13 protein-coding genes are annotated in these 26,302 nt (G+C 53.8%); 3 read left to right on the forward strand and 10 right to left on the reverse strand.

Annotation, left to right across the window (positions count from 1 at the left end; translation table 11 throughout):
• Window positions 1-371: 371 nt before the first annotated feature.
• The 8 genes from SH573x_RS27855 to SH573x_RS27890 all read right to left on the reverse strand — a co-directional run bounded on the left by SH573x_RS27855 (window position 372) and on the right by SH573x_RS27890 (window position 16,165).
• The gene (locus tag SH573x_RS27855) at window positions 372-1,721 is read right to left on the reverse strand and encodes a sigma-54-dependent transcriptional regulator (RefSeq protein ID WP_479356820.1); all 1,350 of its coding nucleotides are present in this window, start codon (window positions 1,719-1,721) and stop codon (window positions 372-374) included.
• 69 nt (window positions 1,722-1,790) lie between these two features.
• Window positions 1,791-3,947 carry a sensor histidine kinase gene (locus tag SH573x_RS27860; protein ID WP_479351332.1) on the reverse strand — a complete coding sequence of 719 codons (2,157 nt, stop codon included), beginning with the start codon at window positions 3,945-3,947 and terminating at the stop codon, window positions 1,791-1,793.
• A 268-nt stretch (window positions 3,948-4,215) separates the two neighbouring features.
• Window positions 4,216-4,659, reverse strand: a complete 444-nt coding sequence (locus tag SH573x_RS27865; protein ID WP_479351333.1) for a hypothetical protein — start codon at window positions 4,657-4,659, stop codon at window positions 4,216-4,218.
• Window positions 4,656-5,336, reverse strand: coding sequence for a PspA/IM30 family protein (locus SH573x_RS27870; protein ID WP_479351334.1), 681 nt, complete (start codon window positions 5,334-5,336; stop codon window positions 4,656-4,658). The genes SH573x_RS27865 and SH573x_RS27870 overlap by 4 nt, the downstream gene beginning before the upstream one ends.
• Window positions 5,337-5,371: 35 nt before the next feature.
• A complete protein-coding gene (locus SH573x_RS27875; protein ID WP_479351335.1) occupies window positions 5,372-9,208 on the reverse strand; it encodes a hypothetical protein in 3,837 nt (1,278 codons plus the stop codon).
• 487 nt (window positions 9,209-9,695) lie between these two features.
• Window positions 9,696-10,283, reverse strand: a complete 588-nt coding sequence (locus tag SH573x_RS27880; protein WP_479351336.1) for a PEP-CTERM sorting domain-containing protein — start codon at window positions 10,281-10,283, stop codon at window positions 9,696-9,698.
• Between the two features lie 32 nt (window positions 10,284-10,315).
• Window positions 10,316-14,617, reverse strand: a complete 4,302-nt coding sequence (locus SH573x_RS27885; protein ID WP_479351337.1) for a GEVED domain-containing protein — start codon at window positions 14,615-14,617, stop codon at window positions 10,316-10,318.
• A gap of 402 nt (window positions 14,618-15,019) precedes the next feature.
• Complete coding sequence (locus SH573x_RS27890) at window positions 15,020-16,165, reverse strand: tetratricopeptide repeat protein (protein WP_479351338.1); 1,146 nt, start codon at window positions 16,163-16,165, stop codon at window positions 15,020-15,022.
• Window positions 16,166-16,691: 526 nt separating this feature from the next.
• Here SH573x_RS27890 and SH573x_RS27895 point away from each other — a divergent pair.
• Complete coding sequence (locus tag SH573x_RS27895) at window positions 16,692-18,371, forward strand: peptide chain release factor 3 (protein WP_479351339.1); 1,680 nt, start codon at window positions 16,692-16,694, stop codon at window positions 18,369-18,371.
• 60 nt (window positions 18,372-18,431) lie between these two features.
• On the forward strand, window positions 18,432-19,940 hold the full coding sequence (locus SH573x_RS27900; RefSeq protein ID WP_479351340.1) for a phosphatidylglycerol lysyltransferase domain-containing protein: 1,509 nt from the start codon (window positions 18,432-18,434) through the stop codon (window positions 19,938-19,940).
• A gap of 44 nt (window positions 19,941-19,984) precedes the next feature.
• Here the strand turns inward: SH573x_RS27900 and SH573x_RS27905 are convergent, their stop codons facing one another.
• Window positions 19,985-21,820 carry an SHD1 domain-containing protein gene (locus SH573x_RS27905; RefSeq protein ID WP_479351341.1) on the reverse strand — a complete coding sequence of 612 codons (1,836 nt, stop codon included), beginning with the start codon at window positions 21,818-21,820 and terminating at the stop codon, window positions 19,985-19,987.
• A 10-nt stretch (window positions 21,821-21,830) separates the two neighbouring features.
• On the reverse strand, window positions 21,831-25,253 hold the full coding sequence (locus SH573x_RS27910) for an SHD1 domain-containing protein (RefSeq protein WP_479351342.1): 3,423 nt from the start codon (window positions 25,251-25,253) through the stop codon (window positions 21,831-21,833).
• 468 nt (window positions 25,254-25,721) lie between these two features.
• Here SH573x_RS27910 and SH573x_RS27915 point away from each other — a divergent pair, with 468 nt between their 5' ends.
• Window positions 25,722-26,300 (forward strand): sigma-70 family RNA polymerase sigma factor, encoded by a 579-nt coding sequence (locus tag SH573x_RS27915; RefSeq protein WP_479351343.1) that lies wholly within the window; start codon window positions 25,722-25,724, stop codon window positions 26,298-26,300.
• Window positions 26,301-26,302 lie beyond the last annotated feature (2 nt).

Consider the following 26,302-nt stretch of genomic DNA (forward strand, 5'->3'; position numbering starts at 1 on the left):
CTTTACACATCAACTAATTGCACGATTGCCGGACGCGGTGGCACTCCTACTCCTACTCCTACTCGTAGAGATCGTCTAGCTTTTGATCCGATGCCATGAAACGAGTTGGTGTAAGCCACCTGCAAGACTCTTTATCTTCGGTAACAGGCCCCCTCCCGCAGACTTCGGCTGAACGCCTCGTCTGCGACCTCCCCCAGCTTCGCTGGGGGAGGTGACAGTCACCTCTCCAAGGCTTTGCCTTGGGGAGGTCGAATCGAGCCGTAGCGAGATTCGGGAGGGGTCGATAGTTAAAAAGTGGACAATCTCTTACGAGAGGATATTCGCGGCTCGGAGAGACGCGGCTACGTGTACGCGGCTACGTGATTCCTGCTTCACAGCCCCAGCTGTTTGATTTTCTGCTGAAGCGATTGTCGATGTACCCCCAGCCGTCGGGAGGCTGCGCTGATGTTGCCCGACTCGCTTGCCAGGGCGCGGCGAATCATCGAGCGCTCGAACTCTTCTACCAGCCGATCGCGAGCTTCGGTCAGGGGCAGATCGTAATACGCTTCAAATGTTTCAGCGGTGGACAGCGAGGCATCGTCGCGGGCAAGTCCGAGGTCACGCACATCGATCACTCGGGAATCGGCCATCGCCACAGCCGACTCAATGCGTTGTTTGAGCTCGCGCACGTTGCCGGGCCAATAATGAGCGACCAGTGCGGATGTCGCAGCTGAGGTCAGTGTATGCTCGACTCCCAAAAATGAGACCGCCAACGGCAAGATGTCCTCGCGTCGCTGACGAAGTGGAGGGATCGACAATTCAATCCCACGTAAGCGGAAATAGAGATCTTGCCGGAACGTCTTCTCCGCAATCGCTTGTTCGAGATCTTGATGCGTCGCGCTGACAACTCTTACGTCCACCCTTACGCCCTCTCCCGAGCCAACAGGTTGAACCAGTCCTTCTTGAAGCACACGTAGCAGTCGCGTCTGCACGCCCGCTGGCATGTCGCCAATTTCATCTAGGAACAAGGTACCACCATCAGCTTGACGAAACACGCCTTCTCGCGCGCGATCGGCACCGGTGAATGCACCGCGGCTATGACCAAATAGTTCACTCTCTACCAACGATTCGGCAATAGCCGCTGTATTGACTGCGATGAAAGGACCGGCAGCCCTAGGGCCACGCTCGTGCAACTGACGTGCGACCAGTTCTTTGCCCGTCCCGCTCTCACCGCGAATCATCACCGGTAATGACGCGCGGGCGGCGCGCTGAATCTGAGTGTGCAATTGTTCCATAACGCGACTGACGCCGATGATCGCCGATGGCGACGGCTCGTCGTCCAACCGTTGCTGCAACTCGATGACTTGCCTTTGTAGCAGCAGACGCTGCTCTGAACGCTTCGCAATCGCTCTCAAATGATCGACATCATAGGGTTTACTCAGAAAGTCACTGGCCCCCAGCCGAATGCTTTGAACTGCATGATGCACCGTGTCGTTAGCTGTCACAACCAAGATCTCGGGCATCTGAACAGTCTGCTCTGCCTGCAACTCTGACAAGACACTCATGCCGTCGCGACCGGGCATATTCAAGTCAAGAAAGACGAGATCCGGTTGCTGTTGACGTATAATCGCGAGCGCCTCGTCGCCATTAGAGGCCTCAAGAATCTCGCGTGTTGCTCCGCGGAGCGCCTTGGCCATGCCATAACGTGCAGTCTCTTCATCATCAACTATCAGGATACGCATCAGCACGTCAACACGTCCAGTTTCAAATTAAGCACGTGGACACGTAGCAGCGTCTCTCCGAGACGCTGATCAGTGTAATACAAGTTTTGGGCACAAAGGCAATTTGACTTCAAACTTTGTGCCTCTGCCTGGCTGACTCTCACAGCCAATCGAACCCTGCAGTTCGCGCACTCTCTGGCCCACGATGTACAATCCCAGGCCAGTTCCGTCAGCTTTGGCAGTCACAAATGGTTCAAACATGCTCGCTTGAATCTCTGGCGACATGCCTGGTCCATTGTCGCTGACAAAACATAAAAAGCTATCGGACACCAGTTGCGTTTCGACGATAACTTTACCTTGACCATCTGCCGACAGCCCTGCGGCCTCGACGGCATTTTTGACAAGATTAAACAAGATCTCGCTTAGGCTGGCGTCAGAACCGCGGACGCATCGCTCACCACAGGCCAACTTGACATCCATGGTGACGCCACGCTCCCGGGCCAGATGTTCCAGCATGGATAGCAGCCGCGACAGCACACGATCGGGACAAACCAGGTCATCTTGATCTCGCGGTGGGCGAGAGAAGTCGAGCAGTCGCGTCGTGGTGAGCGTTAGTCGATCAATTTCACTCAGTATCATCGTCACGTCGCGCGCATGAACACTTTCCGAACCTAAATCTTCCAACATCAATTGTGCGACCGCACGCATCGAGGACAGCGGATTGCGCAATTCGTGCGACATCGTGCCAGCCAATAAACCCAACATCGACAGTTTCTCTTGCTGCATCGCATGACGTTCTGCACGCAGCCGTAAGTTCTCTAACTGTCGATTGTGCATTGTTGCAGCAAACTGCTCAATCAACAGCAATAAACTGCTCAGTTGCTCATCGGCCAGGCGATCGTTGCGCAAGCGCGGGCCGATCAAGACCATGCCACGAACCGTGCGAAACTGCATCCGCAGACCCCACATCGCACCGACACGCACCATGGCTTGTTCTACATCCCCAGCTATACGTTGACCGCGAAAGAGATAAGGCTGTGAGTCCGAACAAATAGTCGCGTAAATCAAACGCAGTTCGGCTGAATGATGCACAGGCTCGAGCTTTGATGTCCCTCCTGATTCACCGAGGCCCTGGCTAGTTGTGCAGCTGTAGGAACTCTCACTAGAGGCATCCGTGGCCAGTGCACCCGGAACGTGCTCTGAACCGTGGGAAAGTACGATCGTGACAGAATCGACTTCGATGGCCTTTCGCAACCTTTCGGCCATCCACTGGGTCAGTTCATCCATGGGCTGACTGGCCAGCTGGGACATTTCGACCGACAGCTTTTGCGTAGCCCGGCGAATCTGATGCACGTTGCTGCTTAACAGATATCGAACCGCCTCTCGAAATCGACATCTCAGCGGTGGCCAAGCCAAGACGATCGCAATCAATAACCAGCCTTCCACCATCAGCACATCCACATGCGCTCGGGCCCCCATGCTACTGGCGATCGGCTCAATCAATAGGCGATGGAGAAACAACAGAATGATCACTGTCGCCCCATAGAGCAGCGTGCGTTCCATCACCAGTGGCAACAGTCGCTGATTGAGCGTATGCCACACGAAAAGCAACGCTGGAAAGAGTGGCGATAGGATCAAGACCACCCGCGTGATCTCCTCCATCACCGGATCTTCAATGACGCTATAGTAGAAAACCAAAACGAAAGTCATCCAGGCTATCAACATCGTCAACCGAATGAAGAATCGATTGGCCCCGGTCACCGTCAATCGGTTTCGAACTCGAAAGAAGAGCAACATGGACAGCATATTAAATATGACCACAGCACTCAAATAGGCCCGAGCCATCGGGGTCACAGCCTCAATGAAAGTAGTTGCGCGAGTGGTCGACAAGTGCCAGGCAATCCAGGGCAACGTTGCCAGGGGTAGATACAACAGTCCGTATAACCACTTGTCCCTGGGTCGTCCAAAGTTTAGCCACAGCGCGGCATGCAACATGGCTGAAGGCAGTAACAGCAGGCCCACGCAAGTCACCCACACCATCACCTGACCGACCCACAAACTGCCAGGCACATCGCGCAGGAGTTCATGCGCAAAGCTGGAGCCGTGAATCAACCACAGGCCAACAAGTAACGCATAGAGCCAACTGGATACTTGAGCTCGATTGACTCTTTCCGAAATAATCAGCAGCAACACTGTATCGAACACAGTGGCTACGCCGAGAAGAAAGAGTTCAATCTGGTAGAACATCGCCTCACGTCTTGATTTTAGGTAGCCGAAGTCGCCAGACTTTGGACGAACTATCCTACGCCTCCAATCTCTGGCGAGATCAGCTACATCTTCCGTAGCCGAAGTCGCCAGACTTTGGATGAACTATCTTACGCCTCCAATCTCTGGCGAGATCGGATGCGGCTTGGGTCGCCGAAGTCACCCAAGTTTCCACCGTCTGGCGACGGTGGCTACGACTGTAGCCGAAGTCGCCAGACTTTGGATGATCTATCAGTTATAGCCGAAAAAGTCACGGACACCGGGCAGTTGGACGCTTGCACGTGCTTAGGATCACGACATCTTCAGCGAGTAACTCTTGCACCGCCTGGCCTCGCCAGATCCTGATTGCATCCTGTTCTGCCAGCGGCACAATCAAGTGCGCCACCTGGCCGAGCGCCTGTTCATCGGCACTTTCGCGCAACTCATACTCCACGTATGTGGGTACTGCAGCGCTCGCAGACCCTGCGACATCCATGAATAGTTCATCCCCGCCGGTGTACACTTCTTTTGATGGCACATCCGTCTTGCAGCTTACGACCACGTAGATGCCATCGTTGATGATCAGTTGGTCGCCTGATTTCAGCGACAGCAGCTGGCCACAACTCCTGGGTACGCGAATGCGATCCTGTTGCCACCACGTTCGCAGCAGTTGTGCCCATGCGGCAGCCAGTGATAAAGTCCACCGACATGTCATTGAGGATTCTCGACCTGGGCCTTCAGTTGCGCCAATTCCTCAGCCACGCGATCCTTGCGCTCCATCGCTTCCATTTGTCGTTCCAGTTCCGCTGCGTCTGGATCTTTGCCATCCATGCGCTCCCAGGCTTCGCCCAGGGCTTCCTGTCGTTCGACTTTTTCTTCGAAGCGACGGAACTGAGCAAATGCCGATTGACTATTGGTTCGTTCGAGTGCCTCGTTGATCTTCTGCGTTGATGTCGCTCGAGCCAGTCGGGCTGACAAGACAGTCTTCTTTTGCTTGGCCTGTCGAATCTTGTCTTCCAGATCGCGTACAGCTGTTTGCAACTTGAGCACCTCGCCTTGCTGTTTGAGATGCTCTTGGGTCAAACGTTCGCAGCGCTCGGCTGCGGCCATTTTCATCTCCAGCGCCTGTCGAGCGATATCTTCGGCACCACGTTTCATGGCCGCTTGCGCCCGCTGGGACCAGTTGTCAGCTTCGCCGCGCTCACGCTCAGCCCGCTTGCGCATTTGAATCTCATCGGCCACCGCCTCCGCTACACTGCGTCGAACGCGATCCAGTTCGTCCTCCATATCAATGATCAACTGGTACAACATCCGTTCCGGGTTCTCAACAGTCTCACGCAGTGAGGTGACACTGGAACGCATTACCAACGTAAACTGATTTAGCCAACTCATAACAGTACCTTTCAAAGGAGCGAAAACAGAAATCGTTAATTCCAAGTTGCCAATTCGGCGCTCAACAGGCGAATGCGACTGAGCACTTGTTCGCGATGCCGTTCGCAGACCGCCGCTAGCAAGATCACGGCCGCGCCGATGCCCAGTCCGCTGATCCACAGCAGGCTAGGGTGATCGATCGATGACCGCACCACCATCATCACCAGGTCAGCCAGCAGAAAGGCGGTCCCTACATTCAGGAGTGCTCGCAGTCGCAATCCAATCGCTAGCAGGACCACCAACACGCACAGCACCAGCAGCGACACCAAGTGCAGCCAGCTTCCGTCGAGAATGTGGAACATGGGAGACACCAGGACAATTAGCGAGCCTACGTATCGCAGTGGATCATGGACCTCACGTGGCAATTCGCGTTTCAGCAATTGCACCACGGCGATCACCGACAATCCAATCGGGACGCAGTAAAACTGTGCATCGTGAAAGTTAAGGCTATACCAAGTCAGCAGAATAGCCGTGTTCAAAATGGCAATCGACAACAACAGCCACAGTCTGTTCTTCAACACATACGCTTGATGGAAGTAGATAAAGGCGGCTGCAAACATGGTCAATGTGCCGATCGGATCGAACACGCGTTGCACGCTGGCGAGTTGATGAAACACCGCCAAGCCAGTCAGTACTCCGGGGCAGACCATACCAATTGTGAACATGGGTCGTGCAAAGACCCGCCACTGCGTTTGGCTACCCAACAGGCGATGCAGCAAGAGTCCGATACCAGCTGCCACAACCAAAATGAATTGGCTGGTTCCGACCCCTAGCTCCAGAATTCCCAGGCCGGCCAACCACACGATCGAGCTGGCGATGATGCTTAGGCCACTCCAGACATACACTTCTAGCTGCAAGCGTTTGGCTTTTAGAAACTCCGATACCGCGAACAAAGCCACGCCGATCAGCACGACAATCATCCAGGGCAACATGGCGGACCCAAAACTAGCGATGCATGCGGCCATCAGCACACTGGCGACTCGCAGAGCATTTGCCCACCAGAAGGCAAGCAGCGGTTGCGATACCAGCCAACGAGATTCGAGTGCGAGTAGGCTGACTGCTAGTGTCGGCATCAACATGGCACACGCGATGTGCCGATGTGCATCGAATATCCAATTTGCACAGTAGCCCTCGATGCCAGCGCCGTAAAGCACCATCAACAGCAATTGAACGTTCACGAAGATGGCGATCAACGAAAACTGTTTTCCGCCAATGCTCCGCCAATGGTGGATTGCGATAGCAGCCACGGCTGTCAGACCTATGATGCGAAATACCGGATCGGTAGCCACCAGGCTCAGTGCGCTCATGGCCATCAACCATACCTGGCTGCAGACACAAGTTGACTTGAGCCAAGTGGTTCGGTCCATCGAGGCAACCAGCAGAGCGAGAACTGCTACGACTGTCCACAGAAGAGCCTGGCTTTCGAAGCTGTGATAAGTCGGCAAGAATCCAAACACGACGGCAACAATATTGAGAGGTGCCAAGATACCCAGAGCGAGCGCGCCAAACGTCGAACGATGGAGATAGGTCATCACACCGCCCCACAGTGTCATCACCAGAATAGTGGCCGGCGGAATGACGCTGGCCACGCCCAGGTTGAACAAAATAGAAGCTGGCACTAATACGGCGGCGGCCAGGCACAGAGCTATCGCCAGACTCAGATCACGCAGTGCGACCGACAAGGTCGCCAACAACTGCACCCGACCGCCGTTGTCTTCCTCAGGACGATGTCCCACCAACGCGTCATAAAGGCGATTGTGTCCCTGATCAATGGGCAACAAAAGAATTGAATTCATTCGAATCGAGCGCCAGGTATCAACGGCCATGATGTCCTGGCACCGTCGTAGCACCCACAACAGGCTGAGCGTCAACACCGCACAGCCAATCGAAACACAAGTCGACCAACTGGCGAAATCGAGTGTCCAGGTAGCGGCCAGTAACGCGGAGCCAATGGCCATGACCGACCATAATCCCAACGCCGCCAGGTAATCGCGAGTACGAACCGTAGCCGTCAAAAATGCGGCTCCGATCAAAATCCACTGGACAGCGAAGTGCGTGCTGATGATCGGTAACTCTAGAGCGCTGATGGTCGACCAGGCAACGGCTGCGACGAAGGCCAGGCAATATCCTAGTGTGATACAGACCGGCGCCGGTTGAAGTGTTGGCTGACTGTTATGCCGCAGCGCGCAGCGACTATCGACCATCGATGGGATGCGTGCCAGCCAGCGATCGAGCCCCGGCACACTGGCCAGCAGCAGACCCAACCCGGCTACCGACGTCGGCGCCTCCGCTAGCGACAACTCCCACCAGCCCATCGAATGACCAAAGGGAAACAACAACAAACTACAAAGCACAAGACTGGTGAGCGCTAGCCAGGCATATACTCGTTCGCGGAAGGCAATGGCCATAACCAGCAGAATCGGGGTGTTGATCGCCACCACGATCGCGAGCGCCTTCAGGTTGGTCAGCGCCGCTACAAATAGAATCAACATCAACCCGCTGACGAACATGCGAGTTGGCCCGGCAAACACGCTCCATCGACTACGCGCCTGACCAGTTCCTCTCATAGTCCATGCGGCGGCTGCAATGAGTATGCATACCAGTGGCATGTAGGTAATGCCATAGAATGCCAGCGGCAACGTAGATTCGTTCATGACCGCGGCGGCGGAGTCTCGCAATTGCAATAGTGCGCTGCGAAATAAGACCGGCGAAACCTGGTAGGCCACAGTTGCTAGAGTCAAAGCCGGCCACACAAATGCCGATAGCCCCGTGTCCCAAGCGACGACGCACAACAAGCCGCTAGCCAGTAAGGCCGTTGGGATGATGGCGATCGTGGTTGGTCCTCGCAGAGAAAATCCATCACCCGAGAGCACCACACCTGCAGCCATCACCACCAGCCCGATCACCAGCGGTGCCATCAGACTCCAGGGCAAAGGTCTGACCAAGTTACCCGTCCGCTGTTTGAATACCTCAGCCGCTGATCGAGCCGTAAGCAAGATCGTACTCGAACACATGACGCAAACCGTGCCCAGCCAATGTAGTGCAAGCATCGGCAGCGCCTTGGTGGCAACCAACATCACGAACATGCTGCCCAGTAAGACCACAGGCAGAAAGGCCAGCACGCGTGGCTGCTTGGTTTCTTCCGTGAGCCAGAAGATGTGACGATTAACTTTCATGACACCCACGCTGGTCACCAACCAAGCGGCTAGAACGAACAGGCCACTCGCCCATGGGCTAGTCAGCGGTTGCCATGCACCGGCGGCCGACAGCAACAAATAGCTGATCAAAAAAGTAGGTTGAGAGCCGCGTAAGATGTCGGCGAAGATCCGCGAAGCTGCATGATAGGTCAGCCCCAAGGCCGGAACGACCAACAGCAACTTTTCAAACAGTGGCATGCCACTGTAGGCGGCCTGGTCCAACCAGCCCAACGCGATGAAACACAACGGCATCAGCAGCAACGACAATAGTTCCATCACGCGACCACTGGTCGAAAGACCCAGTCGCGTCCGAGCGAAACTGCCGCTGTAATACGTCGCAAACGTGTAAGCCAAAATGGTTAAGTACTTCAGCTCAGTTGACCAGGTCGTCCACTGGCGTGTCACCAACATCAACGACGAAGCCAACACGATGGCCGCCCCGATAATCGACATCCACTTGATGTTCTCTTCTCGCAGAAAGTTATTGAGAAAGCTTTCTAGGGCTGACGGCCCGGTAGAGACATTGGTCCTCTCAAGTTCATCAACTTTAGTCGAACTGTGATGCGCTCGAGCGGTCGAACTACATGGCGAATCAACGATGACGGCAGTCACTATGGACTGGGCATTTGAATCCATGTCTGTTTGTGAGACTGGCGAGGCAGGGCAGGGCTCCTGACCCGGCTCTGTGAAATAGCTGCTCATGGCCAATGCGCTCCTGTAAAAGGCAACCTGGTGAACTGAGTTCAAGCCACCCTTTACAACTGGCGTTCCAAGCCAGGCGAGCATCTGCGCCTGCACACGCAAACGAAGCGAGAAATCCCTGTTTTTACAGGGAATAACGGCAGGCAAAAAAATTTGCCTTACAGATAATTTTCAGACACTGCAGTCATCTCAACGCGGCCCCTGCAGTCGGTGCACTGCAGTCGGCGCACTGCAGTCAGAATGGGACAGACCGAAGGCAGGCAGAGTTACTGTACTGCAGTGCGAGAGAAGAAATTGAGCTCGCCTACCAAGCACGTCATCGCCGCCAAGCGGTGGACGATCTCACGCTACGCAACCACCGTCTGGTGACGGTGGCTACCGCACTCGTAGCCACCGCCGCCAGGCGGTGAATGATCTCACGCTACGCAACCACCGCCTGGTGACGGTGGCTACCAAACCCTCGTCGGCGAAAAGCACACACAGAAGCAACTGCGACCAGGCACAGCGAACTGGGTTCAGGAACGGTGGAAATCGTGAAGGAACCGTTCACAGAAGTAATGCCCACTTCTGCCGCGACGGAAGTAACTTGAATGGTATAGGTGCCAAGTGCCAAGCCGGTTGTGTCGATTAGCATTCTCGCCAACAAGGTGTCGGTGCCTGGGAACGGTTGAGCATTTGTAAAGTCGAGACTCAGAGTTGCACTATCATTTCCAGCACTCACAAACTGCGAAAAGGGTGGGTCCTGAATATTGCCGACCCCAATCATTCCAGGTTCGCCAAAGACACCGGCCGTCGTAGGAAAGACGCCGGCGGCCAATTGGAAGTCCGCCGTCAGAAACAGCGAAGTGTCCCCAGCGTCAGTGCGAATGAGGATATCAATCGATTGAATTCCGGCATCAGGTGCAAAGGTATCGTTTCCCACCGTGAGTACCATATCTGCACTAGCCACTTGGCTGAGCCAGCCAAGGGCCAAGCACAATACAACAGGTAAAACAAGATTAGTTCTCATGGCAGATCCAATATCAAGTTGCGAGACATGTGTCAGACTGAGTCGGTAGAATTCAAGGTGGCGAAATAATTGTCTACTAGCCGCAGTTTTCGAGTTGCGATTGGCGTCGTCCAATAACTCTCAACTGTTGTTCGACTAAATAGCCTATCCGTTGTTGGCAAGTCGACCGCAGGTGCCGCATCCGGCGGGACCAACAGGGATTCCATCTTAATAGCAGAATTTCTAGATCCAACACTCCTCGACCCAATACTCCTCGATACCCGTGCTTTTTCCTCAAGCACATTTGACGTAGTGAAAGCCGCAGCTAAAACCGGGGGGCCGATCAATTCCCTTACGCGGTCACCCGTCTTTGGTACAGGCACCGGGCCAGGCGTTGTTATTGGGGCCACGATCCCCAAGGGTTGCTGATTTGTCCTGGCAAAAAACGTATCTTGTGCGTCCACTCGGCCATCGCGGTTTAGGTCGTAAATATTGCTGGCTAGCGCCGAGTTCGGCAGGGGAGATTGATGGAGCCGAATGGCAGCGGTGTCCTCCGCATTGACTCGCAAGCGAGTGGCCGTATTACCGACGTTCATGTCAGCTACCACATTACCGAAGTAGAAAACGTCATTTTCAGTCAGCGTTGTAGTCGTGTTCGCCAGCAAAGTTACGCGCAGCCAGGTGTTGCGGAGCGAATTACTGGGGAAGGTTATATAGACACGGGTCGACCCGCCATTGCCGGCTCCGGCCTGAATAGCGCTAACGGTCGGAGTTGCCGCACCTGGCAAGGCAGTAAACCCGGCTACATCGATCCCATTCCATGCAGCAAATTGTAAGTTGCTAAGCATTTGGAGCGGAGTCAACGAAAGTGGTAAATCTTTAATGTCGATTGAGATGCCGGTGATACCCAGAACAAAACTGGTGTAGTTCTGAAACGTCGATGTCTGCCCTGGCAACAAAGCTTGTTTGTCCGAAGCGAACGCATTCCCTGAATTACCCGTAGAACCATTGTAGAAAATACCACGCTCCACAATGGTCGCAGGTGCCGGAAGAAATGTGGATACATCATTTAGTAGCCAGGCACCGCGACCGAGTGTACCTGCAACCAAGACATCGTCGCCCGCATCATAATCCATGTCATACGTGAGAACCCTTGGCAGTCCACTACCCAGTGCGGTCCACACACCGACTTGCATCGTGGACATCATAAAAATTCCGATGTTGGTACCCAGGATAACTGCGCCACTGAGCGGGCCTGCCACGAAAGCAATGGACCAAAATTCGGTTCCGGTCGGAAAGCTGTTGCCTGTCACATCGGACCAACTGTTACCAGCATTTGTCGTTTGAAACACTTGATTGTCATCGATCACAAATGCATTGGCCCAATCGCGACTATTCACGGCGAGATCACGAATTGTCGAGCCTGTGGGATCAGCCACTGTCAAGCTGACACCGCCGGTTCCCGATGTTCGCACGTAGACGTCGCTGCCAATGCCTGCCCAAACCACATCAGGATTGGCGACATTGTTCTGCACGCCACCATATGCAAGTGCGTTGGTCGTGATGTTGTTGATTCCAACTGTGCCAATGCGACTTACCGAATTCCCACCATTGAACGACTCGAACAGTCCGTTGTTACCTAAAATGATCAATCGAGCGCCAACGACCGCATTGGTTTCAACCGGCGTGCGAAATGCTCCCCCAATGGTTGGAGATCCACTCAATGGAGTCAGTGCTGGAAAAGAGGTTGTTACCAGCGCGCCGGCTGAACTCCAAACCGTCCGACGCAAAGCTCCTAAGTTTTGAAAGCTTGAGTAGCGGACAGACTGACCGCTGGCCGCTCGTTCAATGTTGTCGATCGCAACGTCTCCGCCGTCACCGGTTGAGATAGAAATCCAGGTAGCAGCGCCTTCCGAAGATTGATAGGTAGTACCAGTATCTTGATTGCCGGTCATAGCTACATTGCTTAGCGAATCCCAGCCCACATCGTGCGCTTCAGTGCCTTGAAGGTCACCTACAATGGAGAACCAGTCCCCTGTATTGTCACGCGGTGATGTCCGGCGATAGACACCACCGTCGTCGACTTCCAAGAGGTTACCAGCGGCATCAAATGTCATTTCGCGCGAATCGGCGTGTGGCGAACTATTGCTGGCCGTACCCCCGCCAGGCAACGCGGCGATGTCGTTGCGATGGGTTAGATGTACGAACTGAGTCCCGGTAGGTTTACTGGCATCACCGCGGAATAACCGACCAGAGAAATCCTGAGCTCCAATCGAGTTCGGGAATCCTCCAGTGTCGCCATTGGCTCGCGGTTGTCGATCGCCTCCGACGTAAACAATGTTAGCATCGGTGGGATCAGCCACGATCGAGAAGTGGATGTTACCCTGGCCGCCAGCGATCGCTTCCGGCGCACCCGATTGAGGACCTTTGCCGCCACTTGGATTGAGGCCAACATCCGTGCCATTCTCGTTGGTCTTGGGGCTGTCCATTTGCGTCCAAGTCCCACCGTTATTGGCGGACCTAAAGAGCCCGGCCATTACGCCGCCATTGATAACAGCCGCGTAGACTTCGTTGTTTCTCCCTGCAGCCAGTTCCAAATTGCTGGTGTTGTTGGTGATCAGCGAATTCATAGCAACCGAGCTGACGCGCGTCCAAGTGGCACCACTGTCGGTCGATTTATAAACTCCATTGAGTCCGCCAACCAGATCAGAAAATACAGTCGATGTGTACAGAGTCGATGGGGTGATCGGATCGTGTACCAAGTCATAGCTCACGCCACCAGGCAAGCCCGTGGCTGAACCATTACCCGTAGCGATTTGCGTAAACGTCGCACCACCATTGGTACTTCGAAATATGCCAATGTTCGCGAAAGTAAATGCATCAGCGACATTGACCGATACAACAATCGTATTCCCGTTGGCGTAAATACCTGAGATGTTTTTGCCACGGAGAACACCCCCACCATCAACTACTTGCCAAGTCTGACCGCCATCGGTCGAACGCATCAGACCGATACGTGCGTTTCCAATCTGTGCAAAGCTACTGTAGCGACCAGTGCCTGCGTAAATGGTATTGGAAGTTGGGTCGGCCAGATCGAAGACCAGCGAGCCAATAGACTGGGACGGCATGGCATCGGTCAGTGGCGTCCAATTGGGCTGAGCAGCAGTGGCGTTGTTAGATTTCCAAACGCCTCCATTTACGGACCCCGCGTATAGAATATTGGCATTGGTCGGGTGCGCCAAAACAGTGTGAAAGGCTCCCACCACTGGCCGATTGGCAATGCCTTCAACTTGACCGTTGGTCGCACCGAATGGTCCTAGCGGTTCCCAATTGCCGACGCCTGGTTCTGCAAGGGTAACCCTGTAGTCTTCTACTTCGCCGTCGGGCGCTGAGCCCGTAAAGCTCAAACCCGATGTGGTGCTCAGGCGAAACCTCGCGAAACTTGTACCGGCAACCAAGCCCGCGGGCACACTGACGTTCAAACTATTCGCACCTGCTGCCAGAACTTGATTTGTGAAGATCTGCTCATTGGAATCCGACCAATCTCCATCTACATTCCAGTCAACCCATGCATTGAGCAGGCCACCAGCTTGGGAAGCAATTACTGAGATCGACTTATTCAGTCCGCTTAGAAAACTGCCGTTGATCAACACACCATCGTCGTCGCTTCCATCAAATTCGGCCGTCGCACTGTGCACACCATCGCTTTCCAGGTCGACCGTTGCTCCCAACCGCAACCCGGCAGAGGCGTGCCGCGCACCGTCCTCAGCCAGCGTTACCGGATAGGGAGTTGGCGCGTCGCCATAGTCATCCGTGGGCACTGATGCCAACGAAATCGTGTCAATGCGCCAACCACTAACAGCAACGCTCCCATCCGTCGCAAATCGCCAACGCAGTTGAACATTCTGATTGAGTGCCGATGCCGGCAACAGAGCGGCCGTAGTTATGTAACCGTTGGAACTGCCGGTCCAAGCAGCGCGGCCTTCTATAGGATTTCCACTGCCCGTCTGTAAAGTACTAACATATCCGCCAGTAACAAAACTGCCGCCAGCCACCAGAATATCTTCGAATGCCCCGCCGTTGACCGCTATCTCCAATACACCACCATCGAAATCGGCTTCGGTGTCGAAGCTGTTTCTAAAATCTAGTAACGGCGTTGATGCTGACAGTACAAAACTAGGACTAGTGAGTATGCTCTCACTGACCTCCGACGCATTAGCGACAAACGCATGATTGGGTGCTGTATCACTGGTGTTTGCAAGCGTGCCCCAAGTATTGGACTGAGTGGCCGTCTGCACCCAGCCAGAAGGCAACGCCGGAGCGACGACACCGTCGAAGTTTTCAAGCACCGCCATCAGCCGGCGATCTTCTAGTGCCTCAATGAGCCCCAACCGTACTCGTGAAATCTTGTTGAAACGGGAATTGTTTCTAATAGCTCTCAATACTGGACGAAGTCGCACGGCTATTCTCGCGGCTGAGGGGTTAGGAGATAGAGGAGTGACAAGCCTAACAAACTTGTGATCCACCTACAAGCTTTTTCGACTGTAGAGGGGATAAAGTTTATACATCAAGCAACGCTAAAATGGCCGCTCGATGCACAACTCTAATGCAAGAGTAATTGCCATTCAACTCACTCTCTGGCGTCTCTCGGCCTAACACAAGAAACACCCAAAGTGGGCTCTATAGATAAGCACGTGGACGTGTCCACGTGCTTAGAAATGCTCAACACCATCTCGCCAAGCAGGGGGCCGTGCCTGCTACTTGCGTTGAATTCTAACCAACCCCGTGGCGACGGCCTCGAATGTGGTTACGCGCAGTTTGTAAGTAGCCGTAACTGGGGCCGTCCATTGAAATGCGGCAAAATACTCATTCGTATCATCACTGCCGGTCAGTGGAATACCATTGGGAGCTAGCAAGACGGCGATGGTATCGTACACTTCATCGCTGGGACTGGCCGTCTCAATGCGGATCTTCTTACCAGCTTGAATGGTCACAGGAATCTCAATGGTCATCCCTGGTTCAAAAACCACGTCGCGCGTCTTATTGCCGCTCAGTGGAGCCAACACGACTAGATTCATTGTTACTTGATCAATGTGTCGACGCAGAAAATACGCACTGACTGGCATATTTCCAAAAGCCTCAAAACTGGCCGCCAAGATGGCATTGATGCGTGGCGTATCGAGTCCACCCAACCGAGCCAAACTGGCTTCGACAAAAGCGCGACTTGGATTGGGAAGACCGTAGGTATAACCATCTGCAACGATGAAACGCGCGTGCGGATTAAAAGGATCAAGCCCCAAAGCCGCCTCAAAGTCCGCTTGGCCGCCTACCGGATCTTCACCAGCCAACAACTTCGATGATCCTCGAAATAGAATTCCGTAGGGATTGTCTAGCGCTATGCTATTTAGTGATGCGAGATGAACAAGCGCAGTCGCATAATCGAAGTTCCACCAGTAAGCAAAACTCCCGCCGGTTAGCGCCGCCACATCGCTGGGGTCCGCTGCCATCCTCGCCTCATAGTACGTCAGTATCCACGCGATCGAGCCTGGGTCGGCAGGAACAACCACAGCATTGAATCTGGCCACATCGCGCATGGCGTCCGCATACTTGCGCAGCATCAACAGCGATTCGATGCGACCGCGATAACCCAGTGGTTCTGTCGGATGACTTTCGATGTATTGCGTGAAGCAGTCGATGGCCAGATGATATTCCCCTTGTTCGATATAAGCCTGACCGTCTTCCAAACTGCCTGCAAAAGCTCTGGTAATCGCGCAGCCCGTAATTGCCAAATTCGTCTCCATTGGTAAGAAAAGTAGCATCCCGAGAGCCAAGACCATCCCCGGTCGCCCCGGACTTACTTTCTTCAGCCAAACACTACCAAGCAAGACTGATCGCAAATTCATCTTCGTACCTTCTGACAAGCACTGACATCAAAGAAACAATTCGGCAATACACTAAAAACGCTGGAGGATGAGCCAGTCGGCGCAGTCGTAGATGGTTGAGCCATACCGCTCTAAATTAGTGGCACCGCGAACTCGAAGTGTTACAGAAAGTTTTTGTCAAGACGGCTCGTTGGCTGCCTCTTCCACTTCCGGTCTGGCCTTCTGCCGGCTATTTGACGAACGCACGGGAGAGTTCGACCTGACTTGCCGCTTGCACCAACATCGGCTACACTTCGAAGCATGTGTCCACCTTAGTCAACTCTCTGTTTACGCTTGTTTCGACCGCTGGTTTCCTGTGCCTGCGTTGTCTGTGAGCGTCTGGACACGCTGCCCGTGACCGCTATTGATCGCTGTAGAAGTTCGTACATTTGATAACTCCGACCCGCGCCATGCATTCGTTAGTAATTATTCACTGCAGCGCGATTTCGAGTTTCCAGGAGTCGGATCGCTCAGCATCATCATCCCTACTAGTTAAAGGGAATGTCTTGTGAGCCGATTGGAGTCCCACATCGAACGCGAGCGCATGCGTCGGCGCACCTTTGCGATCATATCTCACCCCGATGCCGGCAAAACAACGCTCACAGAGAAGATGCTCTTGTTCGGTGGATCGATCGACGTCGCCGGCGCGGTACGCGGACGAAAATCCCAGCGAGCGGCCAAGTCGGACTGGATGGAGCTAGAGAAACAGCGTGGAATCTCCGTGAGCTCAACGGTGCTCACCTTTGAGTATCTCGGCAAGCAGATCAACCTGCTCGATACTCCCGGGCACCACGACTTCAGCGAAGACACCTATCGGACTCTCATGGCAGCTGATGCGGCGGTGATGGTTATCGACTCCGCCAAAGGGATCGAATCGCAAACCGAGAAACTCTTCCGCGTTTGTTCGGCTCGCCAGATTCCCATCATCACGTTCGTCAACAAAGTTGACCGGCCCGGCCACTCTCCGTTAGAGACTCTCGCCGATATCGAGAAGAATTTCGGCATTCAGACCGTGCCGATGAATTGGCCTGTAGGAAGCTCTCACGAGTTCCTCGGGATTGTTGATCTCAATAGCGATCAACTGCATCTGTTCTTCGATCAAACCGGAGAGCGTCGCGGTAGTACGCAACAACTCAGCTGGAGTGCGCTTACCGACCATGACGCTGGTTCATTGAACTTGGATGAAATGCCGCTAACCCCTCCGACTGGGCGAACGTACAACAGCGAAGTGATCAAACGAGCCGCGGAAGAGCTGCAGCTGGTTCGATATGCGGGTCATGAATTTCAGCCTGCCGAGTTTCTCGCAGGCAAACAAACCCCAGTTTTCTTCGGCAGCGCACTTACCAATTATGGTATCGAACTTTTCTTAGACGGATTCATCAGCCTGTGTCCTCCACCGAGCTTGCGCGCGACCCATGCAGCAGATGATCTGCATCGCGATGATTTCTCCGGCTTCGTGTTTAAAATACAAGCAAACCTCGATCCGATGCATCGTGATCGAGTCGCCTTTGTGCGAATTGGCACCGGAGAATTCCAGCGCGATATGGAAGTGGTTGTCGAGCGTACTGGCAACAAAGTACGATTGCCCAGAGCGCTGCGGATCTTCGGAAGAGATCGGCAAGTCATGGAAGAGGCCTACCCGGGTGACATCATCGGCGTCGTCTGCCCCGGCGAACTCCTTCTGGGCGACACAATCTATCAAGGTCAACCAGTCCGCTATCCAGGTGTTCCGCAGTTTTCACCCGAGGTCTTCGCCAGCGTAACCTGTCCTGACACGTCGCGCCGCAAGCAGTTTGATCGAGGCCTGGAACAACTAGTCGAAGAAGGAGCTATCCAGCTTTTCCATACCAAAGGCCGCAAGCGAGACGCAATTCTCGCGGCCGTAGGCGAGCTACAGTTTGACGTAGTGCAGTTTCGACTGGAGACCGAATACAACGCACCCTCGCGCGTGCAATGGCTGCCCTATAAGCATGCTCGGTGGTATCGTTCAGAAGACAAAACGGAAGAGCTCAAGATTCCCTACGCAGCCAAATTGGTTGTTGATGCACTCGGTAGCGATGCCGTGTTGGTGCAATCCGATTGGGATCTGCGAAACCTCCAGCGGGACAACCCCAAGACTCGGTTCGAAGCGATTCACGAATCGCGAACCGCGTTGAAGGAAATTGCCAGCGGAGATGAACACAGCTAAGCACGTGGACACATCCAATTCGGGATTAGGGTCCGGTCATTTATTTTTTACGGTTCCTTAGTGACGAACGACTCTCGACAACGAGCGCTCGCGCTCATTCAGGAATACGGCTGGAACAATACATCGTTTCAAACGCTCGAGCCGTACTTTGAATATTGGTTTGATCCGAGTGGTCCAGGCGTGGTGGCCTACTATCGAGCCTGGGGAACTTGGGTCGTCGCCGGTGCACCCATTTGTCCACTGGACCGCATCGTTGAGTGTGCGTTGGCATTTGCCCTGGCGGCCAGGCAATCGGGCCACCGCGTGTGCTTCTTTGGTACGGCCGCCCGCTTCGCTGAGCAGATCCAGTCGCATGCCACGCATATCAAAATCGGCGAGCAACCCTGCTGGAATCCAATGCGCTGGGACAGCGATTCCAAACGCATGAAGCTGATCGGGGCGCAGCGGCGACGCGCCCAGCGCAAGGGCGTGACGGTAACGCAAGTTAGCCCACATCTCATGTTACAAAGTCATTCCACTGAGCGGCAACAAGCCGAACACGTTATCGTCCAGTGGCAACGCGCGCACAAGATGGCCACCATGAGCTTTGTGGTTCATCTAGATGCATTTTCGTTTGCCAACGAGCGACGGTACTTTTTGGCCGAGTGCCGATCAGAATCCGGCGAACAGTCAGCCGTCGGATTTCTGTCACTGGTCCCCATTTATGCGCGCGATGGATTCTTCTTGGAAGATCTCCTGCGAACGCCAGCGGCGCCTAACGGCACCACCGAAGCCCTGATTGATGCCGCCATGCGCTCACTGGCCACCGAAGGCAAGAGTTATGCGACACTTGGTCTGTCACCGCTACGCAATATCCACCACTCGCATTACCAGCAGCCGCGCTGGGTGAGAGTGATCTTCAGCGCGACGCGGCGCCTGTTCGATCCGCTGTATAGCTTCGAAGGTCTCGAAGCGTTCAAAGCCAAGCTACGGCCTGAACAATGGGAAGAGATCTACGTCACCGGCCTGCCAAAGTTCAACTTCAGCATGCTGGTGGCCGTGTTGATGGCATTCGTGCGTTCGCATCCCACGCGTTTTGCACTGGATACATGCTTACGCATGTTTACGACCAATGTCAGGCGGGTCCGCGCGGTGACGTGGCAGCGGTTGAACTATGGACTAGCTGCGACATTGGTGGCGTGGATTGGTGTGTTGAGCCAAAGCAATGGTGCCTTCTGGTTTGGTAGCCAGAACATACTCTCGTTTTGGATCGCGTTCGATTTGGTAATGGTAGGTGTGCTGATCAGCTTAGGCTATGGAGCGGCTCATCGCGCGAAGTTCATCCGCTGGTTAGCCCCCCTGGCTTGCCTGGCGGTACTAGGTGATGTCTGCTTGACGGCCTGGCAAGCGTTTTCGTTTCTCAGCCTGCATTCTTGGAACTGGAAATATGTAGGAGCTTGGATGATTGCCCTCGGCGGACCGCTCGTGGCCTGCCTGTTTTTAGCATGCCAGTTCTTGGCCAGCGGTGGCAACAAGCCCGTCGAAACGAAAGTAGCCACCGCTGCCAAGCGGTGGATTTCGCCGCCGTGAGAGTCCACCGTCTGGCGACGGTGGCTACCAGTGTGCGTAATGGCTCACTTAGTTTTTTGCAACCGTTTGACATCGCATTCGATAGCGTGGTACATATCTTCGGGCGACAGCCGACTTAAGGGGATGGATTTCTCGCTGCCGTCGGCACTCTTGAGCATCACTGTCTTCTTATCGACTATCCGGGCAAAGGAGGCTTCGATCTTGTGATTGCCGGTGGTGTCTGTCCAGGTTCGCGATTCGAATGTGACTGCCGGTGGCTCAGCAGGTTTCTTGGCGGCTTCTTTCGCAGCCCGCTGACGTTCGATATTTTCCGCTATAGCTTGTTTGCGCCGCTGGCTGAGTTCTTCGCTGCGGATTTCGGCAGCTATTCTGCGTTCCTCGCGCGATGGCTCTGTTGGACTGCGTCCCGCATTGCGGGCATTTCTGCGCAAGCCATTGGCATCCATCGAATCTGCAGCTGATTTTTTTGTGTTTGGCTTGACAGTCACGTCACGCACTTGAGGCACATCGAGGGTGAAAGTATGGAAGAGCTCTTGGCCCCCAGAATCACCAACAGTAATGATTACTTGGTTGGCGCGTTCGGTCCACTTCTTAGGCACATCCCAGCTGACCTTGCCATCGGCTGTTATTTCCATACCCGCTGGACCACTTTCGAGTTTGTATTTCAAACCGCCAAGCTTTGATTTCACTTGCAACACGTATTCGAATTTTTCGCCTAACTTCACTGTGGTCGCTGGAGTTGAAGTCACTAGCAGATAGTCAATACCCGAAGCATCCAGGGCCTGGTCTACATCGAATCGCGTCAAAACTAAAGCGTCATTGGTACTGGACGGTATGACGACGACTTTAGCCTCTGGGACAAAAGTCACGCGTTCTGTGGGAAAGACGATGTCTCGAGACGATCGATTATCCGCTGGTAATTCAATCTTCAAGCCAGGAATGGACAGCAGGGGGCGTTTGTCGCCAAACATATACAATTTGGCATCTTCCTTGGCGCTGGAATCGTTGAAGCCCTCGAAGGGAAACGTCAAGAAAAAGTTGCCCGTGACCGATGGTACAATCCCACCTAATTTGTCTGTCCAGGCATTCGGGTCGCCAGAAAGGGAAGTGCCTTCAAAATTGACCAACTCACCATTCTGAGCGTAATACTGACCATTGGCCGATGGGATCATGTGCCCCCTTCCAAATGGGTCCAGCGAAGCAGACACTTGCGTGCCTTCGATGCGCACGGCTCCCATTCTCGATATTGTAAAGTAATCGCCATTGCTAGACGCTCGAAGTATTACCTCATCGCGATAACGTGGTGTGCTGTTCTGGCCAGTCCAGGTCACCTTGATTTCTCGAAGGGTATCCACGTCCAGAAAAGCGAATGACACATCTGCCAGCGGATCCTTGGTAGCAGACCATGTAACCATCAGTGGACCATTGGCGGAACAACCAGCCGCAATCGACTGAACGGGGCCGGCAAATGGAATACTAACCACCAGTTCTTTTTGCCGTGTGTTTAAATTCCATCTCGTCAGCTTATGTTGACCGGGGCTGACCACCAATAACTTGTCTTTCGTGGCGGCCATGAGTGAGTCATCGCTATCGGCAGCCACATAGCCTGTCATTTTGGCTTGTGAAATATCGAATACACCGATCTTTTTTATTTCCGGTAGATGAATCAGCAAGTAACGCCCAGCTCCGCCCACCACCAATTGCCTGAGGTTGGCAGGCAACGGAACCACCTTGGTTTCACCTTCAAACGCTGCAACTTCGACAGCCGGTGTGTTAGATGATTCAGTCTTTGGCGGCTGAGCCCAAGTGGTTACGGCCATCAGCCCGCAAACGCACCGTGCAAAATTCAGAACCAATAGAGTCACAAATCGACGGGCCATCGATGATTCCTCAATTGCCTAGATACCAACGATCGTTGTGCTCAACAAGGACCACTTGTTGTTCTGGCCATAACAGGCTATCGCCATTTACAATCATCGCATCGAGATTGATCGACAATAGTTTTTCCAGTAAGGCGACTTTGTCCAATGGCGACTCGGCTTGCACTTGGTCAACCGCATCGGGATGGAACACCTTAGGAATAAACGACTCGGGACTTTCGTTTTCGATGATCGTGATCAGCTCGCCAATACGGGTCTCCAGCTGAGCAATGCGTTCTTGCTGGACCTTATCTTCTTTGGATAGCGGTCGAGAACTTTCGCTGGGCGCGTCGACAAACGGCGAGTCCGAGGAATCACCACTCGGAGTGAGCGCAGCCTTGCGTTTGAGATCGCATTCTACCGCATGGTAGGCATCTTCAGGCGACAATCTCGCCAATGGAATTGTCTTTTCTTTGCCGGACTCATCCATCAGAAAGACTAGTTTCTTATCGATCACTTTTACAAAGGTGGCTCTGATTTGGTGTTTACCAGTACTATCGTTCCAGGTCCTTACCGAGAATTTTTCAACAGCGGTAGTAGGTGCACTTTTGACGGAAGGGGCCGCAGCTCTCTGACGTTGCTGGCGTTCGGCCGACGCCTGGTTGCGTTTGGCTTTTAGTTGATCCAATCGCGCCTGGGCCGCATTTAATTGTTGCTGAGTCTGCATGTTGGCCGCGCGTTTGGCCTCCGCCTCCCGCAAGTCAGGGATGTCGATTGCAAAGGTGTGATAAACCTCTTGGCCACCCGAGTCGCTGACAGCGATGATGATGTTGTTGACTGCTTCGCGCCAGTTGCCCGGAACTTTCCAAGTGACTGTTCCCTGCGGGGACACAGTCATATCCTGGGGGCCACTTTCGAGTTTGTATTGGACACCGCCCAGCTTCGATTTGACTTGCATTTGATACTCAAACGTCTCATTCTTCTTGAGGGTAGAACGAGGCTGAGAGGTCACCACCAAGTAGTCGATGCCCGAGTTCTCCAAAGCTTCATCTACATCAAAGCGCCTCATTGTCAAAGTGTCGTTCGTAGCCGCAGCCATGACGACGACCTTGGCATCTGGAACAAAGAACACTCTCTGTTCAGGATAGAAAGGCATATTGAAACGCTGACTGTTGGTGGAGCGTTCTAGTTTTAACTCCGGTAGGCTGAGCAGAGGCCGTTTATCGCCAAACATATACAGTTTGGCGCCGTCGACAGCCCCATCATTGAAGCTGTGATCGACGGCGAAAGCCAAGAAGTAGCTACCTGTGACCGCAGGCACAATACTTCCTAGGTTGACAGTTTTCTCTGAGACGGCGGTGCCTTCAAAGTTGTTGACGTGCCCCTGAGCCGCGTAATACCTACCGTCAGCCGAAGGCGTGGAGTGCCCGCCTCCGAACGTTGTGGACGAGGTCACCTTAGTGCCTTCGAGCATCACGGTGGCCTGGGTACTTGAGCCGATCAGGGTAAAGTATTTGCCGTTGCTGGCAGCTCGAACTTGCGAGTTATCTCGGAAGCTCGCACTCGGTCGGCCATTGCCAGGCCACTTCGCATCGATCTCCCGAAGCGTATTGGTATCCAAGAACGTGAAGGTTACGCTGGCCAGGGCATCGGTGCCTTGCGACCAACACAGCAAGGCTGGCCCGTTGGCTGCACAGCCGGTCGCAATCGCTTGGATAGGACCCGCGAATGGCGAGTTGACCGTCAGCTCCTTTTGTAAATTCGCCAGATTCCAACGCGAGATAACTCCTTGCGTGACACTAACCACCAGCAATTTATCTTGAGTGGCTGCTATGAGTGTCTGGTCGTCGCTGGCAGGCACATAACCACTCATCTTGGCTAACGTGATGTCGAACACACCAATCTTCTTTAGTTCCGGCAAATGAACTAAGAGATATCGGCCCGCGCCACCGGCCACTAGCTGACCATGCGAGCTCGGTAGTTTGTACTCTTTCTTACCGTTCTCTAACTCTGCCACATCGACACCGGGAGCCGAAGGCGACGGACCAGGAGCCGGAGATGAAATAGTGGCGTCGGTCTCTTTGCCTTTGGCTCCCAGCACATCCAGTTTGAAAGTGTGATAAACCTCCTGGCCATCGTCGGTCGCAACTGAAACAACCACATTGTTCGTGGGTAGCGCGGCCGGCGTGGTCTGCCAAGTTACATGTCCGCTTGGACTAACAGTCATACCTGTGGGACCAGTTTCCAGATTGCACTTGATGTTCTTTGAGCTCGACTGAAATTCGATTTGGTAGTCGAACATACTTCCGACGTTAATCTGCTCAGCAGGATGAGAAGTAACGATCAAAAACTGGGAAGCTGAATTTTGCAAGGCAGCTTCAACATCATAGGGAATACACTTCAGGCGATCACAGGTAGGCGGTATGACGACAATCAATTTGGCTTCAGGGATAAACAAGATGCGTTTATCCAAGGCCAGCTGCTCTCGGTGGCTCTCGAACGGGTTGGTGTAGATAGGTTCAAGAGGAACATCATCTGCCAGTGCCCGAAAATCTCCGCACAAAAACAGCTTTGACTTGGCATCGATAGATTTACCACCTTGGCCCGGTAGTTGGACTCCGGTTGGTATGCCCAGCATAAGTGGCCCATTAACCGCAGGTATCAACATTAAATCATTGATTTTCTCCTGGCGCGAGACCCGCTGCAAATCTCTGGTATACACATCTCCTTGGGTTGCCAGATGTCGACCGTCCGATGTGGGAATAATTCTGCCGACGGAAGTATGTTCGTACCTGGCGACCCAGCTATTGCCAGATCGGTAGTACACTTGCAGGCCTGAAGGCGATACTCCGCTCTCCCAAACCCCAATTGTTTCGCCGCCAGCCGAGATGCGCGCATTACTGTTTAGAGGTCGACTGGCGTTTCCGTCAACTTTAATGGCAGATTGGTTCAGCGTAGCCAAATCGATTTCGGAGCCGTTCATCCTGTTATGCTCGTCACTGGCCATGATGACAGGTCCTTCGGTGTTGCAACCCATCCAAAGTCCGGTCACTCTGCCTGAAGTTTGAAGCGTCTGAGTCCTTTCGCGCTCGAGTGTCTGCAAGTTCCAGCGCGATAGGACGCCCTGCGATCCATTCACTACGACAGCTTTCGTAGCGCCGGCAGCAAACCAGGTATTGTCGTCTCCGGCTGGAATGTATCCCGCGATCTTCAAGTCGTTGACATCAAAGACCGCAATTTTTTTTAGTTCGGCAAGGTGAATCAAGATGTAACGACCCATGCCACCCAAACACAGATCATTCGCCAAAGCTGGCAACTTGATTTCCTTGCCTGCGGGATCGAGTTGTGGTGGCGAGATCTTGGTTGGCGCCGCGGCTTGATCCTGTGCCCAGATCGGCAACGGTATTACGCTCGAGATACTCAACCAAAGAACGATTACGATACGTCCAACCATTGTGTGCGTCTCCCTGTGAAACGGCGTTCGCGATTGGGCAGATGGGGGAAGAGCATTATAGTCTCCTTTTGCTCCGCAAAAGGATCCGGCCTTTCGCGGAGCGAAAGGAGACACTTCGCGCTGGCCTCTCGATAAATGTCTGCATATTCTTATTGTGCTCATGACAAGCGGCGGTCCCCAGCCGCTCGAACCCGGCAAGTCGCTTGCCTGTAACGCTAGTCGGGAGGGCGAAGCTCCTGCTGAGCCAACACCGCCTTGAATCAAAGACATAGCCCCGGTGGTGATCAACTAAGGAACTGCCTGCATCTGTAGACCAGGCACCGCTCACCCCACATGACAGCAAGATGGTGCACCAAATACAAGACACAACTCAGCATCGCCGAGTGCTAGATTCTTGCTAAAATGGGATGCAGCCCTCTGCCTCCAGACTGCGACCGAACTCGACCGTGCTTGCCCAAGAGTAACTTCGTGAACAACAACGAGCCAAACTTCGATCAGAAAATTCGGCTCGCCAAGGACAGTGGCCAAGAGGTAGTGGCGAATCTGCTCGAGGTTTATCGTCCTTGGCTGACCAGGCTTGCGGAGAGGCTGATCGACTCCGATTTAAGGCCACGATTGGCGGCCTCTGACATCGTACAGGGCTCGTTGCTATTGGCCATTCGCAGTTTTCCCCAATTCAACGGCCACAGCGAAGGCGAACTGCGTAATTGGCTTAAAATGATCGTCGAGAATCACTCGATCGACTGCAAACGCGCACTCTTGGCCAAAAAGCGAAACTTGAGCGGTAATCTGCCTCTGGATTCATTGCAGCTGTTTGATGAGTTAACGCCCAGCAAAGTAGTTTCGTCACAGGAAGAGCTTGTACGCCTCGTAGAAGGAATTGCGGAGCTGGACGATGTGCGACGTACGGTCGTGCAATTGCGATACCTTGAGAACCTGAGCTTTGAACACATCGGTCAAGCACTGAACTTAACGCGCCACACCGCTCAGCGACGATGGCATGAAGCTATCGCCTTACTGGCTAGCCGCTTGACTCCCCAGCGCTGATG

This window comes from Rania fehmarnensis (genome assembly GCF_056494185.1).